Genomic DNA, 23,811 nt, shown 5'->3' with positions numbered 1-23,811 from the left:
AAGGTCGCAGTCGACATGTCGTCCCCCGCAACACAGCTCCGCGCCGACGTCCAGGCGCTCCGCGACGCCGAGAACCTCGACGTCCTCATCATCGGCGGGGGCATCAACGGCCTCGCCACCCTCCGCGATCTCGCCCTGCAGGGCGTCAGCGTCGCCCTCGTCGAGCGCGGCGACTTCGTGTCGGGCGCCTCGTCGGCGTCGAGCCACATGGTGCACGGCGGTATCCGTTACCTCGAGAACGGCGAGTTCCGCCTCGTCAAAGAGGCCGTGACCGAGCGCAACGACCTGCTCAAGACCGCGCCCCACTACGTCAAGCCGCTCGAGACGACGATCCCGATCTACAAGACGTTCTCCGGCATCCTGTCGGCGCCCTTCCGCCTGCTCGTCACGCACGGCCGCGGAAAGCCCAACGAGCGTGGTGCGCTGCTGATCAAGGTCGGCCTCATCATGTACGACACCTTCTCGCGCGACGGCGGCTCCGTTCCCCGCCACAAGTTCCTCGGCAAGAAGAAGTCGCTGACCGAGCTCCCCCAGCTCAACCCCGACCTGGCCTACACGGCCACCTACTTCGACGCCTCGATGCACGACCCCGAGCGCATCGCGCTCGACGTGCTGCGTGACGGCATCGAGGCCGGCGCCGGCCGCACCCAGGCCGTCAACTACGTCTCGGCCGTCGGCGCCGACGCGAACGGCGTGCGCGTGCGCGACGAGGTCTCGGGCGAGGAGTTCTCGGTCAAGGCGAAGGTCGTGCTCAACACCGCCGGCCCCTGGACCGACCTCGCGAACTCCGCCATGGGGCTCACGACGCAGTTCATGGGCGGCACCAAGGGCTCGCACATCGTGCTCGACAACCCGGAGCTGTTCGCGGCGACCGGTGGGCGCGAGATCTTCTTCGAACACTCCGACGGCCGCATCGTGCTCATCTACCCGCTCAAGGACCGCGTCCTCGTCGGCACGACCGACATCGACGCCGACCCGTCGAAGCCGGTCGTGTGCACCGACGACGAGATCGAGTACTTCTTCGACCTGATCGGCCACGTGTTCCCCCGCGTCGCCGTCGACCGCTCGCAGATCGTGTACACCTTCTCGGGTATCCGTCCGCTCCCCCGCCACGACGACACCGCGCCCGGCTTCGTGTCGCGCGACTACCGCATCGTCGAAGACGAGGTCGCCGGTGTCCCCTCGATGAGCCTCGTCGGCGGCAAATGGACCACGTTCCGCGCGCTGGCCGAGCACTTGAGCATGAAGACGCTGCAGAAGCTGCGTCGTCCGCACCGCATCAGCACGCAGGGCCTGCCCATCGGCGGCGGCGCGGGCTTCCCCTCGACCCCCGAGCAGCGGCGCCGCTGGATCGCCACGCGCACGAATGCGCACTCGGCCGAGCTCGTGGATGCCATGCTCGAGCGGTACGGCACGCGCGCCGACGCGATCCTCGCGGTTCTCCCCGCCGAGCCCACCGCCCTGGCGGACGCGGCCGGTTACTACCGCGAAGAGCTGGTCTGGATCGCCCAGAACGAGCAGGTCGTGCACCTGATCGACGTGCTGCTGCGCCGCACCCACCTCGCCTTCGTGGGCGGGATGACCGAGCGCACGCTGCGAGAGGTCGCCGAGACGATCGCGGAGCCCCTCGGTTGGGACTCCGCCCGTGTCGACGAAGAAGTGAACCGTACGACCGAGATCCTGCGCTCCGCCCACCGCGTCGATCTGGCGTCGGCCGGCGTCGCGCGAATCTGAGAGAACGTGCGGGCGCGCCGCCTGTTGCGCGCCCGCACGCTCGCCGTAGGTTCGGAGCACCGAGCCGCACAACACCACCCGTGCCGAAGTTGTCCGGGTGACAGAAGAAAGGTCGATGACGACATGCAAGAAGTCAACTTGGGGCTGTACTTCCTCTCGGAGGTGGTCGGCACCGCGATGCTCATCCTGCTGGGATGTGGCGTGGTCGCCAACGTGGCCCTGGCCAAGACCAAGGGCAACGCCGGCGGCACCCTGATGGTCAACTGGGGATGGGGCCTGGCGGTCTTCGCCGGTGTCATCGTCTCGGCGTACTCCGGTGCGCAGCTGAACCCGGCCGTCTCGATCGGCCTCCTCGTGGCCGGCAAGATCGCCTTCGTCCAGTTCCTCGTGGCCGTGGCCGCGCAGCTGGTCGGTGCCATCATCGGCGCCGTGCTCGCGTGGGCGTCCTACAAGCAGCACTTCGACGACGAGCCCGACCCGGCCGCCAAGCTGGGCGTGTTCTCGACCGGCCCCGCGATCCGTTCGTACGGCTTCAACTTCCTCACCGAGGTCATCGCCACCTTCGTCCTGGTCTTCGTGATCTTCGGCTTCGGTGACTACGGCGTGGCCGACATCGGCGTTCCGGGTGGCATCGGCGGTCTCGCGGCCGTTCCCGTCGCCCTGCTCGTGGTCGGCATCGGCGCCTCGCTCGGTGGTCCCACCGGTTACGCCATCAACCCGGCCCGTGACCTCGGCCCCCGCATCGCGCACGCGATCCTCCCCATCAAGGGCAAGGGTTCCAGCGACTGGGGCTACGCCTGGGTGCCGGTCGCCGGTCCCCTCGTCGGTGGTCTGCTCGCGGGTCTGCTGGCCCCCGTGCTGCTCAGCCTCGGCAACTGACACTCCCGCGGGGGCGACTCGCCCCTCGACTGCGCGTCGCCCCCGCACCCGTCTTCACCCCTTCCTCACACTGAACTAGACAAAGGAGTCCTTCCATGGCCGACTACGTCCTCGCCATCGACCAGGGCACGACCTCGACGCGCGCGATGATCTTCGACAAGTCCGGGAGCGTCGTCTCCGTCGGGCAGAAGGAGCACGAGCAGATCTTCCCGCGCGCGGGATGGGTCGAGCACGACCCCCTCGAGATCTGGCGCAACACCCAGGAGGTGATCGGCCTGGCCCTCAGCCGCGCCGACATCACCCGCCACGACATCGCCGCCGTCGGCATCACCAACCAGCGCGAGACCGCGGTGGTCTGGGACAAGAACACCGGCAAGCCCGTCTACAACGCCATCGTGTGGCAGGACACCCGCACGCAGTCGATCGTCGACCGTCTCGCCGACGGCGACCCGGAGCGCTACAAGAGCGTCGTCGGCCTGCCCCTGGCGACGTACTTCTCGGGCACGAAGATCGTCTGGATCCTCGAGAACGTCGACGGAGCCCGCGAGAAGGCCGAAGCCGGCGACCTCGTGTTCGGCACCACCGACACCTGGGTGCTGTGGAACCTCACCGGCGGTATCGACGGCGGCGTCCACGCCACCGACGTGACCAACGCCAGCCGCACCCTGTTCATGGACCTCGAGACCCTCGAGTGGCGCGACGACATCCTCGCCGACTTCGGCGTGCCGCGCTCGATGATGCCCGAGATCCGCTCCTCGTCCGAGGTGTACGGCGCCGTCGAGTCCTCGTCGCTGCTGCGCGAGACCCCGATCGCCGGCATCCTGGGCGACCAGCAGGCCGCGACCTTCGGCCAGGCCGCCTTCGACCCGGGTGAGAGCAAGAACACCTACGGCACCGGTAACTTCCTCATCTTCCAGACGGGTGAAGAGATCGTCCGCTCGAAGAACGGGCTGCTGACCACCCTCGGATACAAGCTCGGCGACCAGCCCGCGCACTACGCACTCGAGGGATCGATCGCCGTCACCGGCTCGCTCATCCAGTGGCTGCGCGATCAGCTCGGCATCATCTCCTCGGCTCCCGAGGTGGAGGCCCTGGCCCGCACCGTCGACGACAACGGTGGGGTGTACTTCGTCCCGGCGTTCTCGGGTCTGTTCGCGCCGTACTGGCGCCCGGATGCCCGCGGTGCGATCGTCGGCATGACTCGCTTCGTCAACAAGGGCCACATCGCCCGCGCGGCCCTCGAGGCCACGGCCTTCCAGACCCGCGAGGTGCTCGAGGCCGTCAACGCCGACTCGGGCGTCGACCTGACCGAGCTCAAGGTCGACGGCGGCATGACCGCCAACGACGAGCTCATGCAGTTCCAGGCCGACATCCTCGGCGTGCCGGTCGTGCGTCCCGTCGTCGCCGAGACGACGGCCCTCGGTGCCGCCTACGCCGCGGGCCTCGCCGTCGGCTTCTGGAACAACCTCGACGACCTCCGCGCCAACTGGCAGGAAGACAAGCGCTGGGAGCCCGACATGGACTCCGACGAGCGCGACCGCGAGCTGCGCCTGTGGAAGAAGGCCGTAACCAAGTCGATGGACTGGGTCGACGACGACGTGCGCTGAGCACCCTCTTCACGAAACGGACCCCGTCGGCCTCGCGCCGGCGGGGTCCTTTCCGTTGCGCGACCGAGCGACATCGCCGGCGGTGCCCAACGTGTCGGGACTCCCGGCGGGGCACGCACGACTCCTGCACACCCCGCGCTCGGAGCGCGAAGGGCCCCTCGCGAGGTCACGATGCCGGAGGCGTGCTCGCCGCGGCGCCCGCGACCACGCCGGGTCTCCGGCATCCGGATGCCGAGAACTCAGCGTTCGGGCTTGGGATACGCCGCCCGCATGACATCGGACTGCAGGTAGTCCGACACCCCGATCAGCAGCACCGCGAAGAGGATCTGCTCGGTGACGACCCAGAACGGGTACAACCCGGGGATGGCCGCGAGCACCAGGGCGACGATGGGGAAGATCCGACTGAACAGCTGCAGGCGGCGGAACGCCCAGTACCACCCGGCGCGAGCGCGCCACAGGAAGTAGAACAACGTCGTGGTGATGGCGAGCACAACGAGGCAGCGCATCCACACCGCGAAGCCGACGTCGGCCCCGTTGAGCGTCATGACCAGCGCGACGACGACCGTGGCGATCCCCAGCACGAAGCCGATCGCCAGCAGGACGGTGACCGAGCGGAACGACCGGACCACGCGGGGGTCGGCGGAGACGGCGACGCGATGATCGGCGTGGCGTCCGCCGGCGATCCGGTCGAGGCGGCGGAGGGCCGGTTCGAACTGCATGCGCTCACTGTACGACGCCGCCGCGCGCCGTCGCAGCGGACGGCTCAGCCGACGGTGATCTCGGGTTCGTGACGCACGGGGAAGTTCACCGAGTTCGCGATGAAGCACCACTCGCGCGCCTGCCGGTGTGCGGCGCGGGCGGCCTCGACCATCGACTCCTCCGCGACCTGCACGCGAGGACGAAGCACCACCTCGGTGAACGCCCCGCCGCTGTTGCCGTCCTCCTGCATCGTGCCCGACGCATCGTCGACATACGCGGTCACGACGACGCCGGTGGTGACGCAGGCGTGCAGGTACGACAGCAGGTGGCACTCGCTCAGCGCTGCGAGCAGCAGCTCTTCGGGGTTCCACTTGCCGGGGTCGCCGCGGAAGGGCGTGTCGGCGGATGCCGCGACCTCGGGCTTGCCATCGACGTGGAGCGTGACGGAGCGGTCGTAGTCGCGGTAGCCGCTCGTCCCGCTCCCCCGGTCGCCGGTCCAGGTCGAGCGCAGGCGGTAGTGGTGTTCTCCGTTCATGCTGTCCAGTCTGCCGCCCCCGCCGACCCTCGGGCGTGAGCTGCCAGGATGTGTCGCTTCGGCCACGGCCGAAGCGATGAATACCGGCACCTCACGCGGGTGGCAGACCCGGGATACGAGGGGGCCGCGGGGATACGATGGAGGGATGCCCGCCACGCCCCCCGCCTCCGTCGAGCTCGCCGTCATCGAACGCAGCGGATTCGTCGAGTCCCGCCACTACGGCGTCGCCGTCGTGCTCGCCCCCGACGGTTCCGAGAAGCTGACTCTGGGCGAGGCGTCCGCGTCGTTCCTCCCGCGTTCGAGCATGAAGCCGCTGCAGGCGCTGGCCTGCCTGTCGGCGGGCGCCGACCTGTCCGGTGAGCGTCTGGCGATCGCAATGGCCAGCCACTGCGGCACCGAGCGTCACGTCGAGGTGGCCCGTGGCATCCTGCAGTCGGCCGGACTGACCGAAGACGACCTGGGCTGCCCCGCCGCGTGGCCGAGCGACACCGCCGCGCGCGACGAGCTCGTCCGCGATCACGGTGCCCCCTCACCCCTGCGGATGAACTGCTCCGGCAAGCACGCGGCCATGCTGCTCACGTGCGTGGCGAACGGCTGGCCCACCGCCGACTACCTCGACGAACAGCACCCCCTGCAGGTGCACATCCGCGAGGTGCTGGAGCGTCTGGTCGGCGAGCGCATGACCACGACCGCGATCGACGGCTGCGGTGCCCCGGTCTACGCCATGAGCCTCATCGGCCTCGCGCGCGCGATCCAGCGCATCGCGACCTCGTCGGAGCGCTCCCCCTTCGCCCTGCACCGCAGCGCCGGCACCCTCGTGCGTGCCGTGCGGGAGCACCCGTGGACGATCGACGGCCCCGGTCGCCCCGACACCGTGGTGATCGAGCGTCTCGGCGTCTTCTCGAAGATGGGCGCCGAGGGCGTGCAGGTCATGACCGCCCCCGACGGCACCACCGTGGCGTTGAAGATGCTCGACGGTTCCAACCGCGCCGGCCACGCCGTCGCTCTGCGCCTGCTCGAGCGCGCCGGAGCCCTGTCCCCCGAGGCCGTCGCCGACACGCTCGCCCTGCTGCCCCTGAGCATCTCGGGCGGTGGCCGCGAAGTCGGCGCCATCCGCTCCGCGGTCTGACCCGCCCCGATCCGTCGCGAGACCAGACGCGCAACGTGTGCTCTCGTGGGTGCGCGTGCCCGGCCGGGCACCACGACGCGTCTCCCCGACGCCCGGCCGAGCGGAGCGCGGCCTAGATACCGCCGTCGACCGAGCGCGGGTACGCGATCGGCTCGTCGGGCACGAGCACCTCGGTCTCGCGGTTGAGGCTCTCGCCGCGGAAGAACGGCTTCGACGCGGGGAAGAGGAACCACACGACCATCAGCACGACGCCGATCGCCAACGCGCCGATACCGACGACAAAGGTGCCGCCGATGCCGAACAGCACGGTGTTGCCGTACTCCGGGTCCCACATGTCGATCGCCGACTGCACGAAGGCGTAGGTCAGCATGAGCGCGCCCAGCAGGGGCAGGATGCCGCGGTACACGAGGTTCTTGCCCGAACGGAACAGCTCGCGCCGGTAGTACCAGACGCAGGCGTAGCCGGTCATGGCGTAGTAGAACGCGATCGCCAGCCCGAGCGACAGGATCGAATCCTGCAGGATGTTGTCGCTGATGAGCGTCATTCCGACGTAGTAGACGCTCGCGACGATACCCATCACCAGCGTCGAGAACGACGGCGTGTGGAAGCGCGGGTGCACGGTGCGGAACCGCTCGGGCAGCGCCTTGTACGCCGCCATCGCGAGCGTGCCGCGCGCCGTGGGCAGAATGGTCGTCTGCGTCGACGAGACCGCCGAGATCAGCACAGCCACGATCAGCACCCAGGCGAAGGGCCCGAAGAGGTCGTCTTTCAGCGCGAGGAACACGTCGTCGGCGTTCTCGGCGTTCGCGAGCCCCGCGCCGTCTTCGCCGACCCCGGCGTACATCATGGCGGCCACCGTGACGGTGACGTAGGTGGCGAGCAGGATGACCGTGGTCAGCAGGGCGGCGCGGCCCGGGATGCGCTTCGGGTCCTTGGTCTCTTCGTTCAGGGCGAGGCAGGTGTCCCAGCCCCAGTAGATGAACAGCGCCAGCAGCACGGCCTCGGTGAAGCCGCTCCAGTCGGTGAACCCCAGCGGGTTGAACCACGCCAGGTCGAACGGCGTCGGGTTGGGTGCGGTGCCGTCGAAGAACTTCCACAGGGCCACGACGACGAACAGCACCAGCACGAGGTACTGCACCGCGAGCAGGATGTTCTGGATCCGCTCGCCGATCTCGACCCCGCGGTAGCTGATGTAGGTCATCGCGGCGATGAACGCCACGCCCGTCGCCGTCACCAGGGGCACGTTCTCGGCGAGTGATCCGTCACCGATGAGCGACCACAGGTAGATGCCGGCGATCTGCGAGAGGTTCGCCAGCACGACCATGCCCGCCACGGCGACGCCCCAGCCGCCCATCCACCCGATCCAGGGGCCGAAGGCCTTGGTGCCCCACGTGAAGGTGGTGCCGCAGTCGGGCATCTCGTTGTTCAGCTCGCGGTAGGCGAAGGCGATGAACAGCATCGGGATGAACGCGAGCACGAAGGCGATCGGCGCCGAGGCGCCGACGGCGAGCACGACGAAACCGAGGGTGGCGACGAGGGAGTAGACGGGAGCAGTGGAGGCCAGTCCGATCACGGTCGAACCCCAGAGTCCGAGCGTCCCGCTGGCCAATCCCTTGCCCGACGTCCGTTCGGGAGCGGAGGTCATATGCCGAACGTAGAATCCGCGGGTCACCGCGGTCAAGAGGAGATTCTCAGGCGGAGCGGCGGGCCACGTCGAGGACGACGATCGTGATGTTGTCGCGACCGCCGTTTTCGAGCGCCGCCGCCATCATGGCTTCGACCGCTGCGGCCGGATCGGCGTTGGCCTCGAGAAAGTGGCGGATGCCGAAATCGGTCAGCTCTTTCGTGAGCCCGTCGGAGCAGATGACGAAACGGTCACCGTCGAGAACGTCGAGGCGCAGGTAGTCGGGCTTGACGGTTTCGCTCGGGCCGACGGCGCGCGTGATCACGTTGCCGTAGGGGTGGTTCTCGGCCTCTTCGGGGCTGAGACGTCCTGCCGCGATGAGTTCCTGCACCACGGAATGGTCGGTGGTGACCTGCACGATCTCGTCGTCGCGCAGCAGGTAGACGCGTGAATCGCCGATGTTCAGGGTGACCCAGTGCGGCTCGTCGGTGTGCGTCTCGAGATACAGGCCGGTGAGCGTCGTGCCGGTGCCCTCGTCGGTGGTCTCGGGGTGGGCGATGATGTCCTTCACCGCGCGCGACAGGGCCTTCTCGATGCTCTTCGACGAGACGGATCCGGTGGCGACGACGGCGCTCAGCCGGTCGACGGTGCTCGCACTGGCGATCTCACCGCCCAGGTGTCCGCCCATGCCGTCGGCGACGACGAACAGCGGATACTCGGCGAGCACGGCGTCTTGATTGACCTCGCGACGGCGGCCCGTGTCGGTGCTCGCCGCCCACGACAGCTCGACGTCGCCCGCGCCGAGGGGAACGGTACGCGTGTGGGTGGTCACCTCGGGCACGAAAGATCCTCCGGTTGGCCGACAGCTGCGCCGGCGGAAACGCACGGCTCTGTCATCTTAGTGGACACCCCGGCATCGCCCGGGGACGCGCCGCGCCCCATCATCCCGCCGCGGGATCGGCGGGGAGGGCGAAGATGCCGTCGATCTCGTCGAGGTCGGCGGCGGCGGGGGTCCAGGCCGTGGCGGCCGCGGCGTTGGCTCGCACCTGGTCGGCGCTGGTCGCCCCGGCGATGACGCTCGCCACGTGGGGGTTCGCGAGGAACCAGGCGAACGTCGCCTCGAGCATGCTGATGCCGCGCGCGTCGCAGAAGGCCTGGTAGCGCTCGAGGGCGTCCCACGGCGCGTCGCGCCACAGGTGGGGACGCTGACGCATGATGCGGCTCCCCTCGGGACCGCCCTCGCGCGTGAACTTGCCGGTGAGCAGTCCGTTGTGCAGCGGGAAGAAGGGCAGCAGCCCGAGCCCGAAGCGCTCGGCCGCGGGGAGCACCTCGCGCTCGGCCGCGCGCGCCAGCAGGCTGTACTGGTTCTGGGTCGAGACGAACCGCACTCCGGATGCCGCGTACTCGGCCTCGGCGATCTGCCACCCCGCGAAGTTGGAGTGGCCGATGTATCGCACCTTGCCCTCGCGGACGAGGTCGGCCAGGGCGTCGAGCGTTTCGTCGATCGGCGTGGAGTCGTCGGGGGTGTGCAGCTGGTACAGGTCGATCCAGTCGGTGCGCAGGCGCCGCAGCGAGCCCTCGACGGCACGACGGATGTGAGCGCGAGAACCCTTGGAGCCGCCGGGGAGTGCGGGCGCCAGGTGCGAGTGGCCGAACTTCGTCGCGAGCACCACCTCGTCGCGGCGCCCCTCGAGCGCCTCGCCCATGAGGGTCTCGGACAACCCGAACTCGCGACCGTAGACGTCGGCGGTGTCGAGGAACGTGACCTCCGCGTCGATCGCGGCGCCCAGCACGGCGCGCGTGCCGTCGAGGGTCTCGGTGGCGGTGCCGGCTCGGCCGAAGTTGTTGCAGCCGAGCCCGACGGCCGAGACACGCAGACCGGAGCGACCGACGGAGCGAAGGGGAAGCGCGGGGGATGTCATCCCTCCACGCTATCCCCGACCGACGACACCGAGACCCGAACCCTGCGTGCTCCGGCCGGGTGAAGGCTCTCGGCATCCCGGCGCACCGCGAAGGAGCACAGCGAAGGGCCCCCCGCCGAAGCGGAGGGCCCTCTGCGAAATCAGACCTGCGGCATCAGACCTGCGGGCCGGCCGGCGGAGCCGGGGGCGGCGGCGTGGGACCTGCCGCGGGCGGGGTCTGCGGGGGCGTGTAGCCCTGCGCCGGAGGAGCGGTGGGCGGCACGTAGCCCGGCCCCGCGGCGGGCGAGCCGTAACCGGCACCGCCTGCGCCACCCGAGACGTTCTGGTAGGGCTGAACGGGGATGCCGTTCCAGACGGTCTTGTCTGCCAGGAAGGTCTTCGCCCACGGCGAGGGACCGACCTCGGGGTTCCAGCGGTTGCTGCTGAAGGCGACGATCGCCAGCCAGATCAAGCCACCGATGCCCGGGATGAGCCAGAGGAACAGCAGGGGCCAGTCCTTGCCCAGCTTGAGCCCGATGCGGTACGAGTACATGAGACCCGCGGCGAGGGGCACGAGCGACAGGATCCAGCCGATCACCGGGATGTTCGAGAGGACGCTGGAGGCGACGACGGCGATGAGGAAGACCCACGGCGAGAGATCGCCGAGCTTCGCGGCGACCAGGGTGTTGTAGATCGGCACCCACGCGCGCCACTTGCCCTGCACACCCGCCTTCTCGAAGATCTTCATGTAGAGGAACGACGAGACGACGTAGGCGATGGCCACGAAGAAGAGCAGGATGGGGATCAGAATGGCCAGGAACGCCAGCGCTGCGAAGCCGCCGTCGTCGGAGTAGTAGTAGGAGTCATCCATTGCGGATTCCTTTCCAGGCGAATGCGCGGCGGAGCGTCCGTGCGCCCCGTGCGAGTCACATGCTAGCGAAGCTGAGACTTTCCTGACAGGGCCACGCCGGGCTCAGACCACAAGCTCCATCTCACCCGCCGGCTTTTCCCGGACGATCCACCCCGCGCCGCCCGCCCACGCGAGGAACTCGGCGCGCGTCGCGATGTCGGCGCCCGAGAGGGCCAGCGCGCGAACGAGATCACCCTTGGCGTGTTTGTTGAAGTGGTTGAGCGCACGCACCGCGCCCCCCTCTCCCTCGGTCACCACCCGCACGTATGCCGCGTCGACCCCCGCCGGCACCGGTCCGAGTGCCACGTACGCCTCCGAGCGCAGGTCGAGCACGAACGACGCGCCCCGCGCCGACAACGCCGTCGTCACGGCCTCCGCCCAGACGCGGCGCAGCGCCGGCAGCCCCGGCACCGACGTCCCCGCGGCCAACCGGTACGCCGGAATGCCGTCGAGGGCGCCGACCGGTCCGAAGGGTGCCGAGTGCACCAGCACGTGCGCGCCGAGCCAGGAGCGCTGCTCGGCGTTCAGGGTCCCGGCATCCAGCGCGTCGAAGAGCACGCCGGTGTACCGGTCGATCGCCGGCAGGGTCGGCGCCGAGCGCAGGGCCGCATTGTCGGCGACCTCGTGTCGGCGCTTCGCGCCGAGCTTGAGCACGCGGGCGGCCTCGTCCTCGTCCGACGACAGAGCGACGAGCGCGTCGATCACGGCCGCACGGTGCGGTCGCAGCGACGGCAGAGCGAGCGCCCCGAGGTCGAGCGGGGTGCCGTCACCGCCCGGGCGCTTGGTTTCCGACGGGGGAAGCAGGACCAGCATGAACACCCTTGCACAGGAAAGACGCGCGCCGCCCGGCGAACCGGGCGACGCGCGTCGTGATCGAAAAAGTCGTCAGGAGACGAGGGCGGCGTTACCGGCGACGATGGTGAGTTCGTCGTCGGCCATCGACAGGAAGCCGTCCTTGGCGTTGGCCAGGATCTTCGTGCCATCGGTCCGCGTGATGCGCACCTCACCCTGAGCGAGGATCGCGAGCACCGGCTCGTGACCCTGCATGAAGCCGATCTCGCCCTCGACGGTCTTGGCCACGACGAGAGAGGCTTCTCCCGTCCACACCTCGGCGTCGGCCGAGACCAGGCTCACACGCAACGACATGTCAGCCGTTCTCCTTCTGGATCTGCGCCCACTTCTCTTCGACGTCGCCGATGCCGCCGACGTTGAAGAACGCCTGCTCGGCGACGTGGTCGAAGTCACCCTTGACGATGGCGTCGAACGACTCGATGGTCTCCTTGATCGGGACCGTGGAGCCCTCGACGCCGGTGAACTTCTTCGCCATGTAGGTGTTCTGCGAGAGGAACTGCTGGATGCGGCGTGCGCGCGACACGACGATCTTGTCTTCCTCGGAGAGCTCGTCGACACCGAGGATGGCGATGATCTCCTGGAGTTCCTTGTTCTTCTGCAGGATCTGCTTCACCGAGGTGGCCACGCGGTAGTGGTCGGCACCGATGTAGCGCGGGTCGAGGATGCGGCTGGTCGAGCTCAGCGGGTCGACGGCAGGGTACAGACCCTTCGACGCGATCTCACGCGAGAGCTCGGTGGTGGCATCCAGGTGGGCGAACGTGGTCGCCGGCGCCGGGTCGGTGTAGTCGTCGGCGGGCACGTAGATCGCCTGCAGCGAGGTGATCGAGTGGCCACGCGTCGAGGTGATGCGCTCCTGGAGCACACCCATCTCGTCGGCAAGGTTGGGCTGGTAGCCCACGGCCGAGGGCATGCGGCCCAGCAGCGTCGAGACCTCGGAACCGGCCTGCGTGAAGCGGAAGATGTTGTCGATGAACAACAGCACGTCCTGCTTCTGCACGTCGCGGAAGTACTCCGCCATCGTCAGCGCCGACAGGGCGACGCGCAGACGCGTTCCCGGCGGCTCGTCCATCTGGCCGAACACGAGGGCGGTCTTGTCGAAGACGCCCGCTTCTTCCATCTCGTGGATGAGGTCGTTGCCCTCACGGGTGCGCTCACCGACACCGGCGAACACCGACACGCCGCCGTGGTCCTGCGCGACGCGCTGGATCATCTCCTGGATGAGGACGGTCTTGCCGACGCCGGCACCACCGAACAGGCCGATCTTTCCACCCTGCACGTACGGGGTGAGAAGGTCGATGACCTTGATGCCGGTCTCGAACATCGTGGTCTTCGACTCGAGCTGGTCGAAGCTCGGCGCCTTGCGGTGGATGCCCCAGCGCTCGGTGATCTCGACGGTCTCGCCGGGCGCTGCGTTGAGCACCTCGCCGGTGACGTCGAACACCTTGCCCTTGGTGACATCGCCGACGGGCACCGAGATGGGGCCGCCGGTGTTGCGCACTTCCTGGCCGCGCACGACACCGTCGGTCGGCTTCAGGGCGATCGCGCGAACGAGGTCGTCACCGAGGTGCTGGGCGACCTCGAGCGTGATCTCGTTGGAGACGCCGTCGATGACGATCGTCGTCTTCAGCGCGTTGTAGATCTCGGGGATCGAGTCGTGGGGGAACTCGATGTCGATGACCGGGCCGGTGACGCGCGCGACGCGCCCGACGACGGTCGCGTCGCTCTTCTCGGCGGTGAGGCTCATGGCTTCTTCTCTCCTTGGGACTTACTTGCCGGATGCCAGAGCATCGGCGCCGCCGACGATCTCGGCGATCTGCTGCGTGATCTCCGCCTGACGCGCGTTGTTGCGCAGGCGGGTGTAGTCGGTGATGAGCTTGTCGGCGTTGTCGCTGGCCGACTTCATGGCCTTCTGCGTGGCGGCGTGCTTTGCCGCCGACGACTGCAGGAGGGCGTTGAAGATTCGGCTCTGCACGTACACCGGCAGGAGCGCGTCGAGAACGGTCTCGGCGTCCGGCTCGAATTCGTAGAGCGGGTAGACGGTCGCGGGGGCCGCGGCGGTGTCTGCTTCGACCACCTCGAGAGGAAGCAGGCGCACCGTCTCGGGCGACTGCGTCATCATGCTGACGAAACGGTTGTAGACGAGGTGGATCTCATCGACGCCGTCGTTCTCGCCGGAGCGGCGGTACGACTCCAGCACGGCGGCCGAGATCTCTTCGGCCGTCGAGAACTGGGGCGTGTCCGTGTCGCCCGTCCACTGGGCCTTGCTGGCCATGCGTCGGAACTGGAAGTAGCCGACGGCCTTGCGACCCACGAGGTAGTACTCCACCTCTTTGCCCTGCGAACGCAGCAGCTCGCTCAGCTCGAGACCCTCACGGAGGATCTGCGAGTTGAACGCGCCCGCGAGTCCGCGGTCGGAGGTGAAGATCACCACGGCGGAGCGACGGATGGTCTCACGCTCGGTGGTCAGCGGGTGGTCGACGCTCGAGTGCGTCGCCACCGCCGACACCGCGCTGGTCACGGCACGCGCGAAGGGCGACGCCGCGCGCACACGCGCCATCGCCTTCTGGATGCGCGACGCAGCGATGAGCTCCATCGCCTTCGTGATCTTCTTGGTCGTCTGAGCAGAACTGATCTTCTGCTTGTAGACCCGTAGTTGTGCGCCCATGATTCCGTTCTCGTGTCGTCGCTTTAGCGACGGCCCTTGACGATCCGCTCCTGGTTGACGTCTTCGGCCTCGGCGGCCTCGACCTTCTCGGTGCCGACCAGAGCCTGGTCGTCGCCCGCCTGGAACTCGAGGATGAACTGGTCGACCTTCTGCGTGAGCTCGGCGACGGTGTCGTCACCCAGCACGTTGGTCTCGCGCAGCGTGTCGAGCACGGTCGAGTTGCGACGCAGGTAATCGAGCAGCTCGCGCTCGAAACGCAGCACGTCGGAGACCTCGATCGTGTCGAGCTTGCCGTTCGTTCCGGCCCAGATCGAGACGACCTGCTCCTCGACGGGGTACGGCGAGTACTGCGGCTGCTTGAGCAGCTCGGTCAGGCGCGCACCGCGGGCGAGCTGACGACGCGACGCCGCGTCGAGGTCGCTGGCGAACATCGCGAACGCCTCGAGCGAGCGGTACTGGGCGAGCTCGAGCTTCAGCGTTCCCGAGACCTTCTTGATCGACTTCACCTGGGCGTCACCACCGACGCGCGAGACCGAGATACCCACGTCGACCGCGGGACGCTGGTTGGCGTTGAACAGGTCGGACTGCAGGAAGATCTGGCCGTCGGTGATCGAGATCACGTTGGTCGGAATGTACGCCGAGACGTCGTTGGCCTTGGTCTCGATGATGGGCAGACCCGTCATCGAACCGGCGCCGAGCTCGTCGGACAGCTTCGCGCAACGCTCGAGCAGACGCGAGTGCAGGTAGAAGACGTCGCCGGGGTACGCCTCGCGGCCCGGCGGGCGGCGCAGCAGCAGCGATACGGCGCGGTAGGCCTCGGCCTGCTTCGACAGGTCGTCGAAGATGATCAGGACGTGCTTGCCCTCGTACATCCAGTGCTGGCCGATGGCCGAACCGGTGTACGGAGCGAGGTACTTGAAGCCGGCGGGGTCCGACGCGGGAGCCGCGACGATGGTGGTGTACTCCATCGCGCCGGCCTCTTCGAGCGCGCCCTTCACCGAAGCGATGGTCGAGCCCTTCTGGCCGATGGCGACGTAGATGCAACGCACCTGCTTGTTGACGTCGCCCGACTCCCAGTTGGCCTTCTGGTTGATGATCGTGTCGATCGCGATGGCCGTCTTACCGGTCTGGCGGTCGCCGATGATCAGCTGACGCTGGCCACGGCCGACGGGGATCATGGCGTCGATGGCCTTGATGCCGGTCTGCAGGGGCTCGTGCACGCTCTTGCGCTGCATGACGCCCGGAGCCTGGAGCTCGAGGGCACGACGGCCGGAGGTCGCGACCTCGCCGAGGCCGTCGATCGGGTTGCCGAGCGGGTCGACCACGCGGCCGAGGTAGCCCTCGCCGACGCCGACCGAGAGCACCTCGCCGGTGCGGGTGACCGGCTGGCCCTCTTCGACGCCGGAGAACTCGCCGAGCACGACGACGCCGATCTGGTTCTCGTCGAGGTTCTGCGCCAGGCCGAGCGTGCCGTCCGCGAAGCGCACGAGCTCGTTCGCCATGACACCGGGGAGGCCTTCGACGTGAGCGATGCCGTCACCGGCATCCACGACCGAACCGACCTCGTTCGCCGCGGCGCCAGTGGCCTCGTAGGCGTTGACGAAGTCCTTCAGCGCGTCACGGATGACGTCGGGGCTGATAGAGAGGTCTGCCATTGTCTTCCTTCGTTCGTGGGGCCATCGGCCCCCAGATCTCCGCCCGTTCAGGCGGGAAGTCTTAGCCTGCGATCCGCTGCCGCAGGTCGGCGAGACGCGCCGAGACGCTCGCGTCGATGACGTCGTCGGCGATCTGCACGCGCAGTCCACCCACCACCGTCGGGTCGATGACCGTGTTGAGGGTCACGACGGCGCCGTACCGGGCGCCGAGGGCGTTCTGCAGACGGGTCGCCTGCGCCTCGCTGAGCGGGGCGACGGCGTGCACCGTGGCCACGACGCGACCGCGCTGCTCGGCGACGAGCCGCTCGGCCCACCGCAGGAGCGAACGCACGCGACGCTCACGGGGCTGCTGCACGAGCGACGAGGCGACCAGCACCGTGGCGGCGCTGACGCGACCCTCGAGAAGCGACGCGACGAGCGCGCCCTTCGCGGCGGGCTCGCCCACACGGCTGCCGAGCGCGAGCTCGAGTTCGCCGTTGGCGGCGACGGTGCGCGAGAACTGGAACAGCTCCCCCTCGACGTCGCTCTGCGTGTCGGCCACGGCGGCGGCACGGATCGCGAGCTCTTCGAGCCCGTCGATCAGGTCGCTGACGCTCGACCAGCGCTGCTCGACGACGGAGCGCAGCAGCGCCACCGTCGTCGGAGCGAACGACGGGCCGAACACGGCCGTGACCACGTCGGCCCGCGCCGAAGCGGGCGCCGACGAGTCGGCCAGCGCGCCGCTCAGGTGCGACGACGAGTCCACGGTGCGTGCCGCGGCGAAGAGCTCGCGGGTGACGTCGAGGTCGACACCGCTCGCGGCGCCGAGGGCGCCGGCGACGGTTGCCCGCGCCTGAGTGGTCGCGCTGCCCATTACTTGGCCGCCTTCTCGGATGCCTCGAGGTCGGCCAGGAAGCGGTCGACCACGGCCTGCGCCTTCGCGTCGTCGGAGAGGGACTCCCCGATGACGTTGCCGGCGAGGTCGACGGCGAGCGTGCCCACCTCGGCGCGCAGCGACACCAGAGCGGTCTGACGCTCGGCCTCGATCTGCGTGTGCGCCGCGGCGGTCAGACGAGCCGCTTCGAGAGACGCGGTGTCCTTGGCCTCGTTGACGATCTTGCGACCGTCTTCACGAGCGGACTCGCGGATCTCGCCGGCCTCTTTGCGAGCGGCGGCGAGCTGCGCGGTGTACTCCTCGAGAGCGGCCTCGGCCTTGCGCTGAGCCTCGTCGGCCTTCGCGATGTTGCCCTCGATGGCCGTGCTGCGCTGATCCAGCACCGCGCCGACGCGCGGAAGCGCGACGCGCCACACGACGAAGGCGATGATGACGAAGCAGACCGCAGACCAGGTGATGTCGTAAATGGCCGGCAGCAGCGGGTTACCGCTGGAGCCTTCCTCGGCTGCGACCGTGACAAGAGCCTGAAGCATCCTGTCTCCTTACTCGGGGATCGGGTGGATCAGAGCGCGCCGAAGATGAAGGGCGTGGCGATGCCGATCAGCGCGAGGATCTCGATGAATGCGACACCGATGAACATGGTGGTCTGCAGGCGGCCGGCGAGCTCGGGCTGACGGGCGGTCGACTCGATGGTCTTGCCGATCATGATGCCGAGACCGATGGCCGGGCCGATGGCAGCGAGACCGTAGCCCACGGTCGCGATGTTGCCCGTGACCTGAGCGAGAATCGTCGTTGCGTCCACTGAGGGTTTCCTTTCGTAGGGCGAACAGCCGGGCGGCTGGTCGTCAGTGCTCTTCCGCCACCGCGAGCTGGATGTAGACCGCGGTGAGGATCGTGAAGACGTAGGCCTGCAGCAGCGCCACGAACACCTCGAAGAGGGTGAACGCGAACCCGAGGGCCAGCGTTCCCGCAGCGAGAGGCGTGAGCAGGTTGAAGCTGAAGAAGAAGAACTGGGTGGCCGAGAAGAACAGGACGAGCATGAGGTGCCCGACGATCATGTTCAGCAGCAGTCGGAGGAAGAGCGACACGGGCCGTGCGATGAAGACCGAGATCAGCTCGACGATCGCGATGATCGGCACGAGGTAGACAGGCACACCGCTCGGCACGAGCGAGTTCTTCAGGAAGTGACCCACGCCGTGGCGCCGGATGCCCGCGTAGACGAATGCGACGTACGCGGTCAGGGCGAAGACCAGCGGTGCTCCGGCCACCGAGGTACCCGGGATGTTGAGTCCGGGGATGACACCGGTGAGGTTGAGCGCGAGGATCGTGAAGAACATCGCGGTCAGCAGCGGAAGGAAGCGCTTGCCGTCCTTCTCGCCGAGGACCTGGAAGGCGATCTGCTCGCGGATGAATCCGAAGCCGAGCTCCATCACGCTCTGGAAGCGACCGGGCACGACCGTCATGCGGCGCGTGCCGACGACGATGATGAGAACCATCACCGCGGTGGCGAGCAGCTGCACGACGGTGATGCGCGTGACCGCGAACGGCGTCCCGGCGAACAGCAGTTCGGGCGGGAAGAAGTCCGAGATGGACGGGGGGTGGAATGTGTTCGCGTCAGCAACGATGTGCGCGATCGTATTCGCCTGAGTCAACGGGGTGGCTCCAGCTTCTCGAGCCGCAACGAAGCGGTTCGGGGAGGGTGGGAAACGTCTCTCCCCGGGGCCTCGGCGTTACCGCCGCACACCGGCCGAGGTGCGTATGAACACAGTATCAAAGATCGGTGGATTTGCGGCATCCGAGTGTGGTCAGACCTCATTGGGATCACTGTGCGTCGGCAGGACGGTCTCGGAGACCGCGGGAAGACGCATGCGCGAGATGACGACGAGGTCCACGACGAGCGAGCTGACGGCCGTAGCCAGGAGTGCGAAGAAGAACACCGGCGCCACCACCCACTCCAGGCGCAGCAGCACCAGGAAGGCCACGATGACGAGCACGAACTTCAGCAGCCACCCGCCCAGCACGACGCCGAAGAAGATCTGCAGCCACGACGGGTGGCCGTAGAAGCGGTTGGCGACGAGGATGCTCACGGCCGTCAGCGCCGGGAAGATGGCGCCCACCGCGGCTCCCACTCCCCCGCTGAGCGCTCCGTCACCCCCGGCGACGAGAGCGCCGACCCCGACGGCGACGACGAGCACGACCACCGCGACCACCGCCGACCAGATCAGGGCGGCGCGCAGAACGGGGGTGCTGGAGAGCGGGGCGGTCATGACGGTTCCTCACGGACGGGGCGACGCGCGAAGCGCCGGGACGGAAGCAGGGTGAGCACCACGCAGGCGGCGACGCCGACGATGCCGAAGACGATGCCGAAGGCGTAGTCGCCGGGCCAGCTCTGCTGGGTGCCGATGTACATGAGCAGGAACGCCAGGCTCACCACGGCGGTCCAGCTGTAGAAGATGAGCACGGCATCGCGATCGGTGTGACCCATGTCGAGCATGCGATGGTGCAAGTGTTTGCGGTCGGGCGAGAACGGCGAGCGTCCGGCCCACTGGCGCCGCGCGACGGCGAGCCCGAAGTCGAGCAGGGGAAGCAGCACGATCACGACCGGCAGCAGGATGGGGATGAACGCACCCAGCAGCTGCGATCGCCCGATCTTCTCGGGGTCGAGCACGGCGGGGTCGAGCTGCCCGGTGATCGCGATGGCCGAGCTCGCCATGAGCAGACCGAGCATGAGCGCCCCGGCGTCGCCCATGAAGAGCTTGGCGGGCGTCCAGTTCATCGGGAGGAACCCGAGACAGGCCCCCACCAGCACCGCCGCGATGAACGACGCCAGGTTGAAGTAGGTGCTGGCGCCGGTGTCGCGCACGAGCAGGTACGAGTACGCGAAGAAGACCCCGTTGGCGATGAGGCAGACCCCCGCGACCAGACCGTTGAGCCCGTCGATGAAGTTCACGGCGTTCATGACGACGACGAGGGCGAAGACGGTGAGCAGGAAACTCACCCAGCTCGACCCGACCGTGAGGGCGCCGATCGGCAGCGAGAGGATCTGCAACTGGCCGAACCAGGCGATGATCCCGGCGGCGATGAACTGCGCGCCGAGCTTGATCATCCAGTCGAGGTCCCACAGGTCGTCGGCGACACCGACGAGGACGATCAGCAGCACCGCGCCGAGCAGCGAGAGCACTGGAACCGGGTCGGTCCAGAAGATGGAGAAGTAGGGGTTGCGGCTCGACAGCGCGAAGGCGGCCACGACGCCGAGGAACATCGCGACCCCGCCCAGGCGCGGGGTCGGCGTCTTGTGCACGTCGCGATCGCGGATCCCGGGGTACAGCTTGAACCGCAGGGCGAGCTTCCACACCACCCACGACAGCGCCAGCGTCACCGCTGCCGTGAAGAGGATGGTGAGAAGGTACTGGGTCACGGACCCGGCGCCTCGGAATCCGGGGTCTCGAGAGCGTCGGCCCGCGGCGCGGGGTCGGACGACGAGGGGGTGTCGAGCGACACGGGAGCGGACGGGGTCACGTCGCGGTCGTCGACCGGGTCGGGCTCGAGCAGGTCGCCGAGCACCTCGCGCAGGCGCTCGCGCGAGATCGCCCCCTCGCGCAGCACGCGCACCCGGGGCTCCGCTCCCCCGACCAGGGTGGTCGCGTCGACGATGGTCGAGGCGATGCCGGTCTCGCTCACCCCGGCGTCGAGGTAGGCCGCGACACTGTCGCCGAGCATGTCGTGCGCGGAGTCGATGTTCACCGCGGCGGGCATGCCGGTGCGGTTGGCGCTCGAGACGGCGAGGGGACCGGTCTCTTCGAGCAGTTCGAGGGTGAGCTTGTGGGCCGGCATGCGCACGGCCACCGTGCCGTGGGTGTCGCCGAGATCCCACGAGAGCGAGGGCTGGGCGGGCAGCACGATGGTCAGACCCCCGGGCCAGAACTCGCGCACGAGGTCGTCGACCGCGGGCGGGATCTCGGCGACGAGGGCGCGGAGCGTCCCGACGCCCGCGACGAGCACGGGCGGCGGCTGCTGGCGGCCGCGGCCCTTCGCCTCGAGGAGTCCCGCGACGGCGCGCGCATTGAACGCGTCGGCGGCGATTCCGTAGACGGTGTCGGTGGGGAGCACGACGAGTTCGCCTCGGCCGATCGCCTGACGCGCGTGGCGCATTCCGGGAAGCAGCTGCGACTCGTCACGGCAGTCGTAGACGGGTGACATAACGCGCGCCAGTCTAGTCGCGCGCGCGGCCGATCATGGTCAGGGGCGTACGGCCGTCGTCGCGCGGTCCCGGGCGGTGAGGTCGGGGTGCGTCGCCGCCGCGCGCCAGCCGTCGGCGGTGAGGATGTCGCGGATGGCCGCTCCCTGCCACTCGCCGTGCTCGATGACGATCGAGCCGCCGGGATGGGCGAGACGCAGACCCACGCGGCTCAGCTGCCGCACGGCATCCAATCCGTCGGGTCCGCCGTAGAGCGCTGCCGGCGGATCGAACAACCGCACCTCCGGGTCGCGGGGAATCGCGTCGTCGGGCACGTAGGGCGGGTTGGATGCCACGACCGACACCGTGCCGTCGAGCTCGGGGAACGCGTCGGTGAGGTCGATGAAGGCAAGCGTGACGTTGTGCGCGCCGATGCGGGCGACGTTCTGCTTCGTCCAGATGTAGGCGTCGACCGAGTTCTCGGCCGCGAAGACCCGCGCGTGCGACACCTCGGTGGCCATCGCGAGCGCGATCGCGCCGCTGCCCGTGCCGAGGTCGACGGCGATCGGACTCTCGGATGCCACGGAGCGCAACGCATCGATCGCCAGTTGCGCCACCATCTCGGTCTCGGGTCGCGGCACGAAGACGCCCGGCCCGACCGCCAGTTCCAGGGAGCGGAAGGGCGCGAGACCGGTCAGGTGCTGCAGCGGTTCGCGCGCGCAGCGTCGGTCGACGAGCGGCGCCAGGGCCGCGACGGCGGGGGGCGGCATCCGATCGCCCCGGATGGCGGCGGCCTGCACTCCCCCGCGAGAGGAGTCGAGCACGTGCGCGACGAGCAGCTCGGCATCGACCTGCGGGTCGGGGACTCCGGCTGCGCCGAAGCGCCGGGCGGTGTCGCGGACGACGTCGGCGACCGACGGCGGGGCGGGGGCGGGGACGGTCTCTGGCATGACGGGAGCCCAGCCTAGTCGCGCGGCGTCATACGGCCGAAGACGTCGGTGGCCTCGCCTAAAATGAGGGGGTTCTGATCGACGGCGAAAGGCGAGCCATGCCCGGCATCCACTCCGACATCACCTCCGCGTTCGGCGACACGCCGCTCGTGCGACTGAACCGCGTGGCGGAGGGTACCGACGCGCAGATCCTCGCCAAGCTCGAGTTCTACAACCCGGCCTCCAGCGTGAAGGACCGCCTGGGCATCGCCATCGTCGACGCGGCCGAAGCCTCGGGCGAGCTGAAGCCGGGCGGCACGATCGTCGAGTCCACCAGCGGCAACACCGGCATCGCCCTCGCGATGGTGGGCGCGGCCCGCGGCTACAAGGTCATCCTGACGATGCCGGCGTCGATGTCGAAAGAGCGTCGCATCCTGCTCAAGGCCTTCGGCGCCGACCTCGTGCTGACCGACCCCACCAAGGGCATGTCGCACGCCGTCGACGAGGCCAAGCGCATCGTGGCCGAGACCCCGGGAGCCGTCTGGGCCCGCCAGTTCGAGAACGAGGCGAACCCGGCGATCCACCGCAAGACGACGGCCGAAGAGATCCTGCGCGACACCGACGGCAAGGTCGACTACTTCGTGGCCGGCATCGGCACGGGCGGCACGATCACGGGCGTCGGCCAGGTGCTCAAAGAGCGCGTGCCCGGGGTGCAGATCGTCGCCGTCGAGCCGGCCGACTCGCCCGTCCTCACCAAGGGCCACCCCGGACCCCACAAGATCCAGGGCATCGGTCCCAACTTCGTGCCCGCGATCCTCGACCGCGACATCATCGACGAGGTCATCGACGTCGAGTTCGACGACGCGATCCGTCTGGCCCGCGAGACCGCGGCCAAAGACGGCATCCTGGTCGGCATGTCGTCGGGTGCCGCCATCTGGGCGGCTCTCGAGGTGGCCCGCCGCCCCGAAGCCGCCGGCAAGAACATCGTCGTGATCATCCCCTCGTACGGCGAGCGGTACCTCTCGACGGCCCTGTACGAGCACCTGCGCGAAGACTGACGTGGGGGCCATCTCCCGCATCCGCGAAGACGTCGCCGCCGCCAAACTCCGTGATCCGGCAGCCCGGAGCGGGCTCGAGATCGCCCTGCTGTACCCGGGCCTGCACGCGGTGTGGATGCACCGCGTCTCGCACCGCCTGTGGCGACAGGGCCTGCGCTTCCCGGCGCGGGCCCTGTCGCAGGTGACCCGGTGGCTCACCGGCATCGAGATCCACCCGGGCGCCACGATCGGCCGACGCTTCTTCATCGACCACGGCATGGGTGTCGTCGTCGGCGAGACGGCCGAGGTCGGCGACGACGTGATGCTGTATCACGGGGTCACGCTCGGCGGTCGTCAGCGCGAGGGCGGCAAGCGGCATCCCACCCTGCACGACGGCGTCGCCGTCGGAGCCGGAGCGAAGGTGCTCGGCCCGATCACCCTGGGTGCGCACTCCGTCGTCGGGGCCAACGCCGTCGTGACGCGCGACGCCCCCGCCGGCAGCGTGCTGGTCGGTGTTCCGGCCACGGCGCGTTCGCGACGGAGCGGCGAAGACACGCGCGCCCTGCTGACCGCGCCCGAGTACTCGATCTGACGCGGTGCCTCC

General features: G+C 68.9%; 25 protein-coding genes. 6 read left to right on the top strand and 19 right to left on the bottom strand.

Annotated features, from left to right (window positions below):
- The first annotated feature begins 15 nt into the window (after positions 1-15).
- The 3 genes from ASG45_RS07410 to glpK all read left to right on the top strand — a co-directional run bounded on the left by ASG45_RS07410 (position 16) and on the right by glpK (position 4,220).
- Entirely contained in the window at positions 16-1,734 is a 1,719-nt protein-coding gene (locus ASG45_RS07410; RefSeq protein WP_055834898.1) for a glycerol-3-phosphate dehydrogenase/oxidase, read from the top strand.
- Positions 1,735-1,857: 123 nt separating this feature from the next.
- Entirely contained in the window at positions 1,858-2,613 is a 756-nt protein-coding gene (locus ASG45_RS07405; RefSeq protein ID WP_055834894.1) for an MIP/aquaporin family protein, read from the top strand.
- A 95-nt stretch (positions 2,614-2,708) separates the two neighbouring features.
- On the top strand, positions 2,709-4,220 hold the full coding sequence (glpK, locus tag ASG45_RS07400) for a glycerol kinase GlpK (RefSeq protein ID WP_055834891.1): 1,512 nt from the start codon (positions 2,709-2,711) through the stop codon (positions 4,218-4,220).
- Positions 4,221-4,459: 239 nt separating this feature from the next.
- Here glpK and ASG45_RS07395 read toward each other — a convergent pair whose 3' ends face one another.
- Together ASG45_RS07395 and ASG45_RS07390 are read right to left on the bottom strand one after the other, a co-directional pair.
- Positions 4,460-4,939: a hypothetical protein gene (locus ASG45_RS07395; RefSeq protein WP_055834888.1), complete on the bottom strand. Its 480-nt coding sequence runs from the start codon at positions 4,937-4,939 to the stop codon at positions 4,460-4,462.
- Between the two features lie 44 nt (positions 4,940-4,983).
- Complete coding sequence (locus ASG45_RS07390; RefSeq protein WP_055834885.1) at positions 4,984-5,454, bottom strand: OsmC family protein; 471 nt, start codon at positions 5,452-5,454, stop codon at positions 4,984-4,986.
- 145 nt (positions 5,455-5,599) lie between these two features.
- Between ASG45_RS07390 and ASG45_RS07385 the strand changes: the two genes are divergently transcribed.
- Positions 5,600-6,583, top strand: a complete 984-nt coding sequence (locus tag ASG45_RS07385) for an asparaginase (RefSeq protein WP_055834882.1) — start codon at positions 5,600-5,602, stop codon at positions 6,581-6,583.
- A gap of 112 nt (positions 6,584-6,695) precedes the next feature.
- Here ASG45_RS07385 and ASG45_RS07380 read toward each other — a convergent pair whose 3' ends face one another.
- The 17 genes from ASG45_RS07380 to prmC all read right to left on the bottom strand — a co-directional run bounded on the left by ASG45_RS07380 (position 6,696) and on the right by prmC (position 22,191).
- Complete coding sequence (locus tag ASG45_RS07380) at positions 6,696-8,228, bottom strand: APC family permease (protein ID WP_055834879.1); 1,533 nt, start codon at positions 8,226-8,228, stop codon at positions 6,696-6,698.
- A gap of 46 nt (positions 8,229-8,274) precedes the next feature.
- Positions 8,275-9,048, bottom strand: coding sequence for a PP2C family protein-serine/threonine phosphatase (locus ASG45_RS07375; RefSeq protein WP_055834876.1), 774 nt, complete (start codon positions 9,046-9,048; stop codon positions 8,275-8,277).
- Positions 9,049-9,148: 100 nt separating this feature from the next.
- Entirely contained in the window at positions 9,149-10,129 is a 981-nt protein-coding gene (locus tag ASG45_RS07370) for an aldo/keto reductase (RefSeq protein WP_055834873.1), read from the bottom strand.
- A gap of 154 nt (positions 10,130-10,283) precedes the next feature.
- The gene (locus tag ASG45_RS07365; RefSeq protein WP_055834870.1) at positions 10,284-10,979 is read right to left on the bottom strand and encodes a hypothetical protein; all 696 of its coding nucleotides are present in this window, start codon (positions 10,977-10,979) and stop codon (positions 10,284-10,286) included.
- 102 nt (positions 10,980-11,081) lie between these two features.
- Positions 11,082-11,831 (bottom strand): YaaA family protein, encoded by a 750-nt coding sequence (locus ASG45_RS07360; RefSeq protein ID WP_055835953.1) that lies wholly within the window; start codon positions 11,829-11,831, stop codon positions 11,082-11,084.
- 72 nt (positions 11,832-11,903) lie between these two features.
- Complete coding sequence (locus ASG45_RS07355) at positions 11,904-12,164, bottom strand: F0F1 ATP synthase subunit epsilon (protein ID WP_055834867.1); 261 nt, start codon at positions 12,162-12,164, stop codon at positions 11,904-11,906.
- Between the two features lies 1 nt (position 12,165).
- On the bottom strand, positions 12,166-13,614 hold the full coding sequence (gene atpD / locus ASG45_RS07350; RefSeq protein WP_055834865.1) for a F0F1 ATP synthase subunit beta: 1,449 nt from the start codon (positions 13,612-13,614) through the stop codon (positions 12,166-12,168).
- 21 nt (positions 13,615-13,635) lie between these two features.
- The gene (locus ASG45_RS07345; protein ID WP_055834862.1) at positions 13,636-14,535 is read right to left on the bottom strand and encodes a F0F1 ATP synthase subunit gamma; all 900 of its coding nucleotides are present in this window, start codon (positions 14,533-14,535) and stop codon (positions 13,636-13,638) included.
- Between the two features lie 23 nt (positions 14,536-14,558).
- Positions 14,559-16,190, bottom strand: coding sequence for a F0F1 ATP synthase subunit alpha (atpA, locus tag ASG45_RS07340; RefSeq protein WP_055834859.1), 1,632 nt, complete (start codon positions 16,188-16,190; stop codon positions 14,559-14,561).
- A 61-nt stretch (positions 16,191-16,251) separates the two neighbouring features.
- A complete protein-coding gene (locus tag ASG45_RS07335) occupies positions 16,252-17,043 on the bottom strand; it encodes a F0F1 ATP synthase subunit delta (protein ID WP_055834856.1) in 792 nt (263 codons plus the stop codon).
- Positions 17,043-17,597 (bottom strand): F0F1 ATP synthase subunit B, encoded by a 555-nt coding sequence (locus ASG45_RS07330; protein WP_055834853.1) that lies wholly within the window; start codon positions 17,595-17,597, stop codon positions 17,043-17,045. Before ASG45_RS07330 ends, ASG45_RS07335 begins: the two co-directional genes overlap by 1 nt.
- A gap of 29 nt (positions 17,598-17,626) precedes the next feature.
- Positions 17,627-17,866, bottom strand: a complete 240-nt coding sequence (gene atpE / locus ASG45_RS07325) for a F0F1 ATP synthase subunit C (RefSeq protein WP_055834851.1) — start codon at positions 17,864-17,866, stop codon at positions 17,627-17,629.
- Positions 17,867-17,909: 43 nt separating this feature from the next.
- On the bottom strand, positions 17,910-18,716 hold the full coding sequence (atpB, locus tag ASG45_RS07320; protein ID WP_235560535.1) for a F0F1 ATP synthase subunit A: 807 nt from the start codon (positions 18,714-18,716) through the stop codon (positions 17,910-17,912).
- A gap of 153 nt (positions 18,717-18,869) precedes the next feature.
- On the bottom strand, positions 18,870-19,331 hold the full coding sequence (locus ASG45_RS07315; RefSeq protein ID WP_055834849.1) for a hypothetical protein: 462 nt from the start codon (positions 19,329-19,331) through the stop codon (positions 18,870-18,872).
- On the bottom strand, positions 19,328-20,482 hold the full coding sequence (locus tag ASG45_RS07310; RefSeq protein WP_055834846.1) for an MraY family glycosyltransferase: 1,155 nt from the start codon (positions 20,480-20,482) through the stop codon (positions 19,328-19,330). The genes ASG45_RS07315 and ASG45_RS07310 overlap by 4 nt, the downstream gene beginning before the upstream one ends.
- Positions 20,479-21,264 (bottom strand): L-threonylcarbamoyladenylate synthase, encoded by a 786-nt coding sequence (locus ASG45_RS07305; RefSeq protein ID WP_055834844.1) that lies wholly within the window; start codon positions 21,262-21,264, stop codon positions 20,479-20,481. The genes ASG45_RS07310 and ASG45_RS07305 overlap by 4 nt, the downstream gene beginning before the upstream one ends.
- 39 nt (positions 21,265-21,303) lie before the next feature.
- Positions 21,304-22,191 (bottom strand): peptide chain release factor N(5)-glutamine methyltransferase, encoded by an 888-nt coding sequence (gene prmC / locus ASG45_RS07300; RefSeq protein WP_055834842.1) that lies wholly within the window; start codon positions 22,189-22,191, stop codon positions 21,304-21,306.
- A gap of 98 nt (positions 22,192-22,289) precedes the next feature.
- Here prmC and cysK point away from each other — a divergent pair, with 98 nt between their 5' ends.
- Entirely contained in the window at positions 22,290-23,228 is a 939-nt protein-coding gene (cysK, locus tag ASG45_RS07295) for a cysteine synthase A (protein WP_055834839.1), read from the top strand.
- Between the two features lies 1 nt (position 23,229).
- On the top strand, positions 23,230-23,799 hold the full coding sequence (gene epsC / locus ASG45_RS07290; RefSeq protein ID WP_055834836.1) for a serine O-acetyltransferase EpsC: 570 nt from the start codon (positions 23,230-23,232) through the stop codon (positions 23,797-23,799).
- Positions 23,800-23,811 lie beyond the last annotated feature (12 nt).

Source organism: Microbacterium sp. Leaf436 (assembly GCF_001424715.1).
Lineage (GTDB): Bacteria > Actinomycetota > Actinomycetes > Actinomycetales > Microbacteriaceae > Microbacterium.
This window is presented reverse-complemented; position numbering and strand designations above follow the sequence as displayed.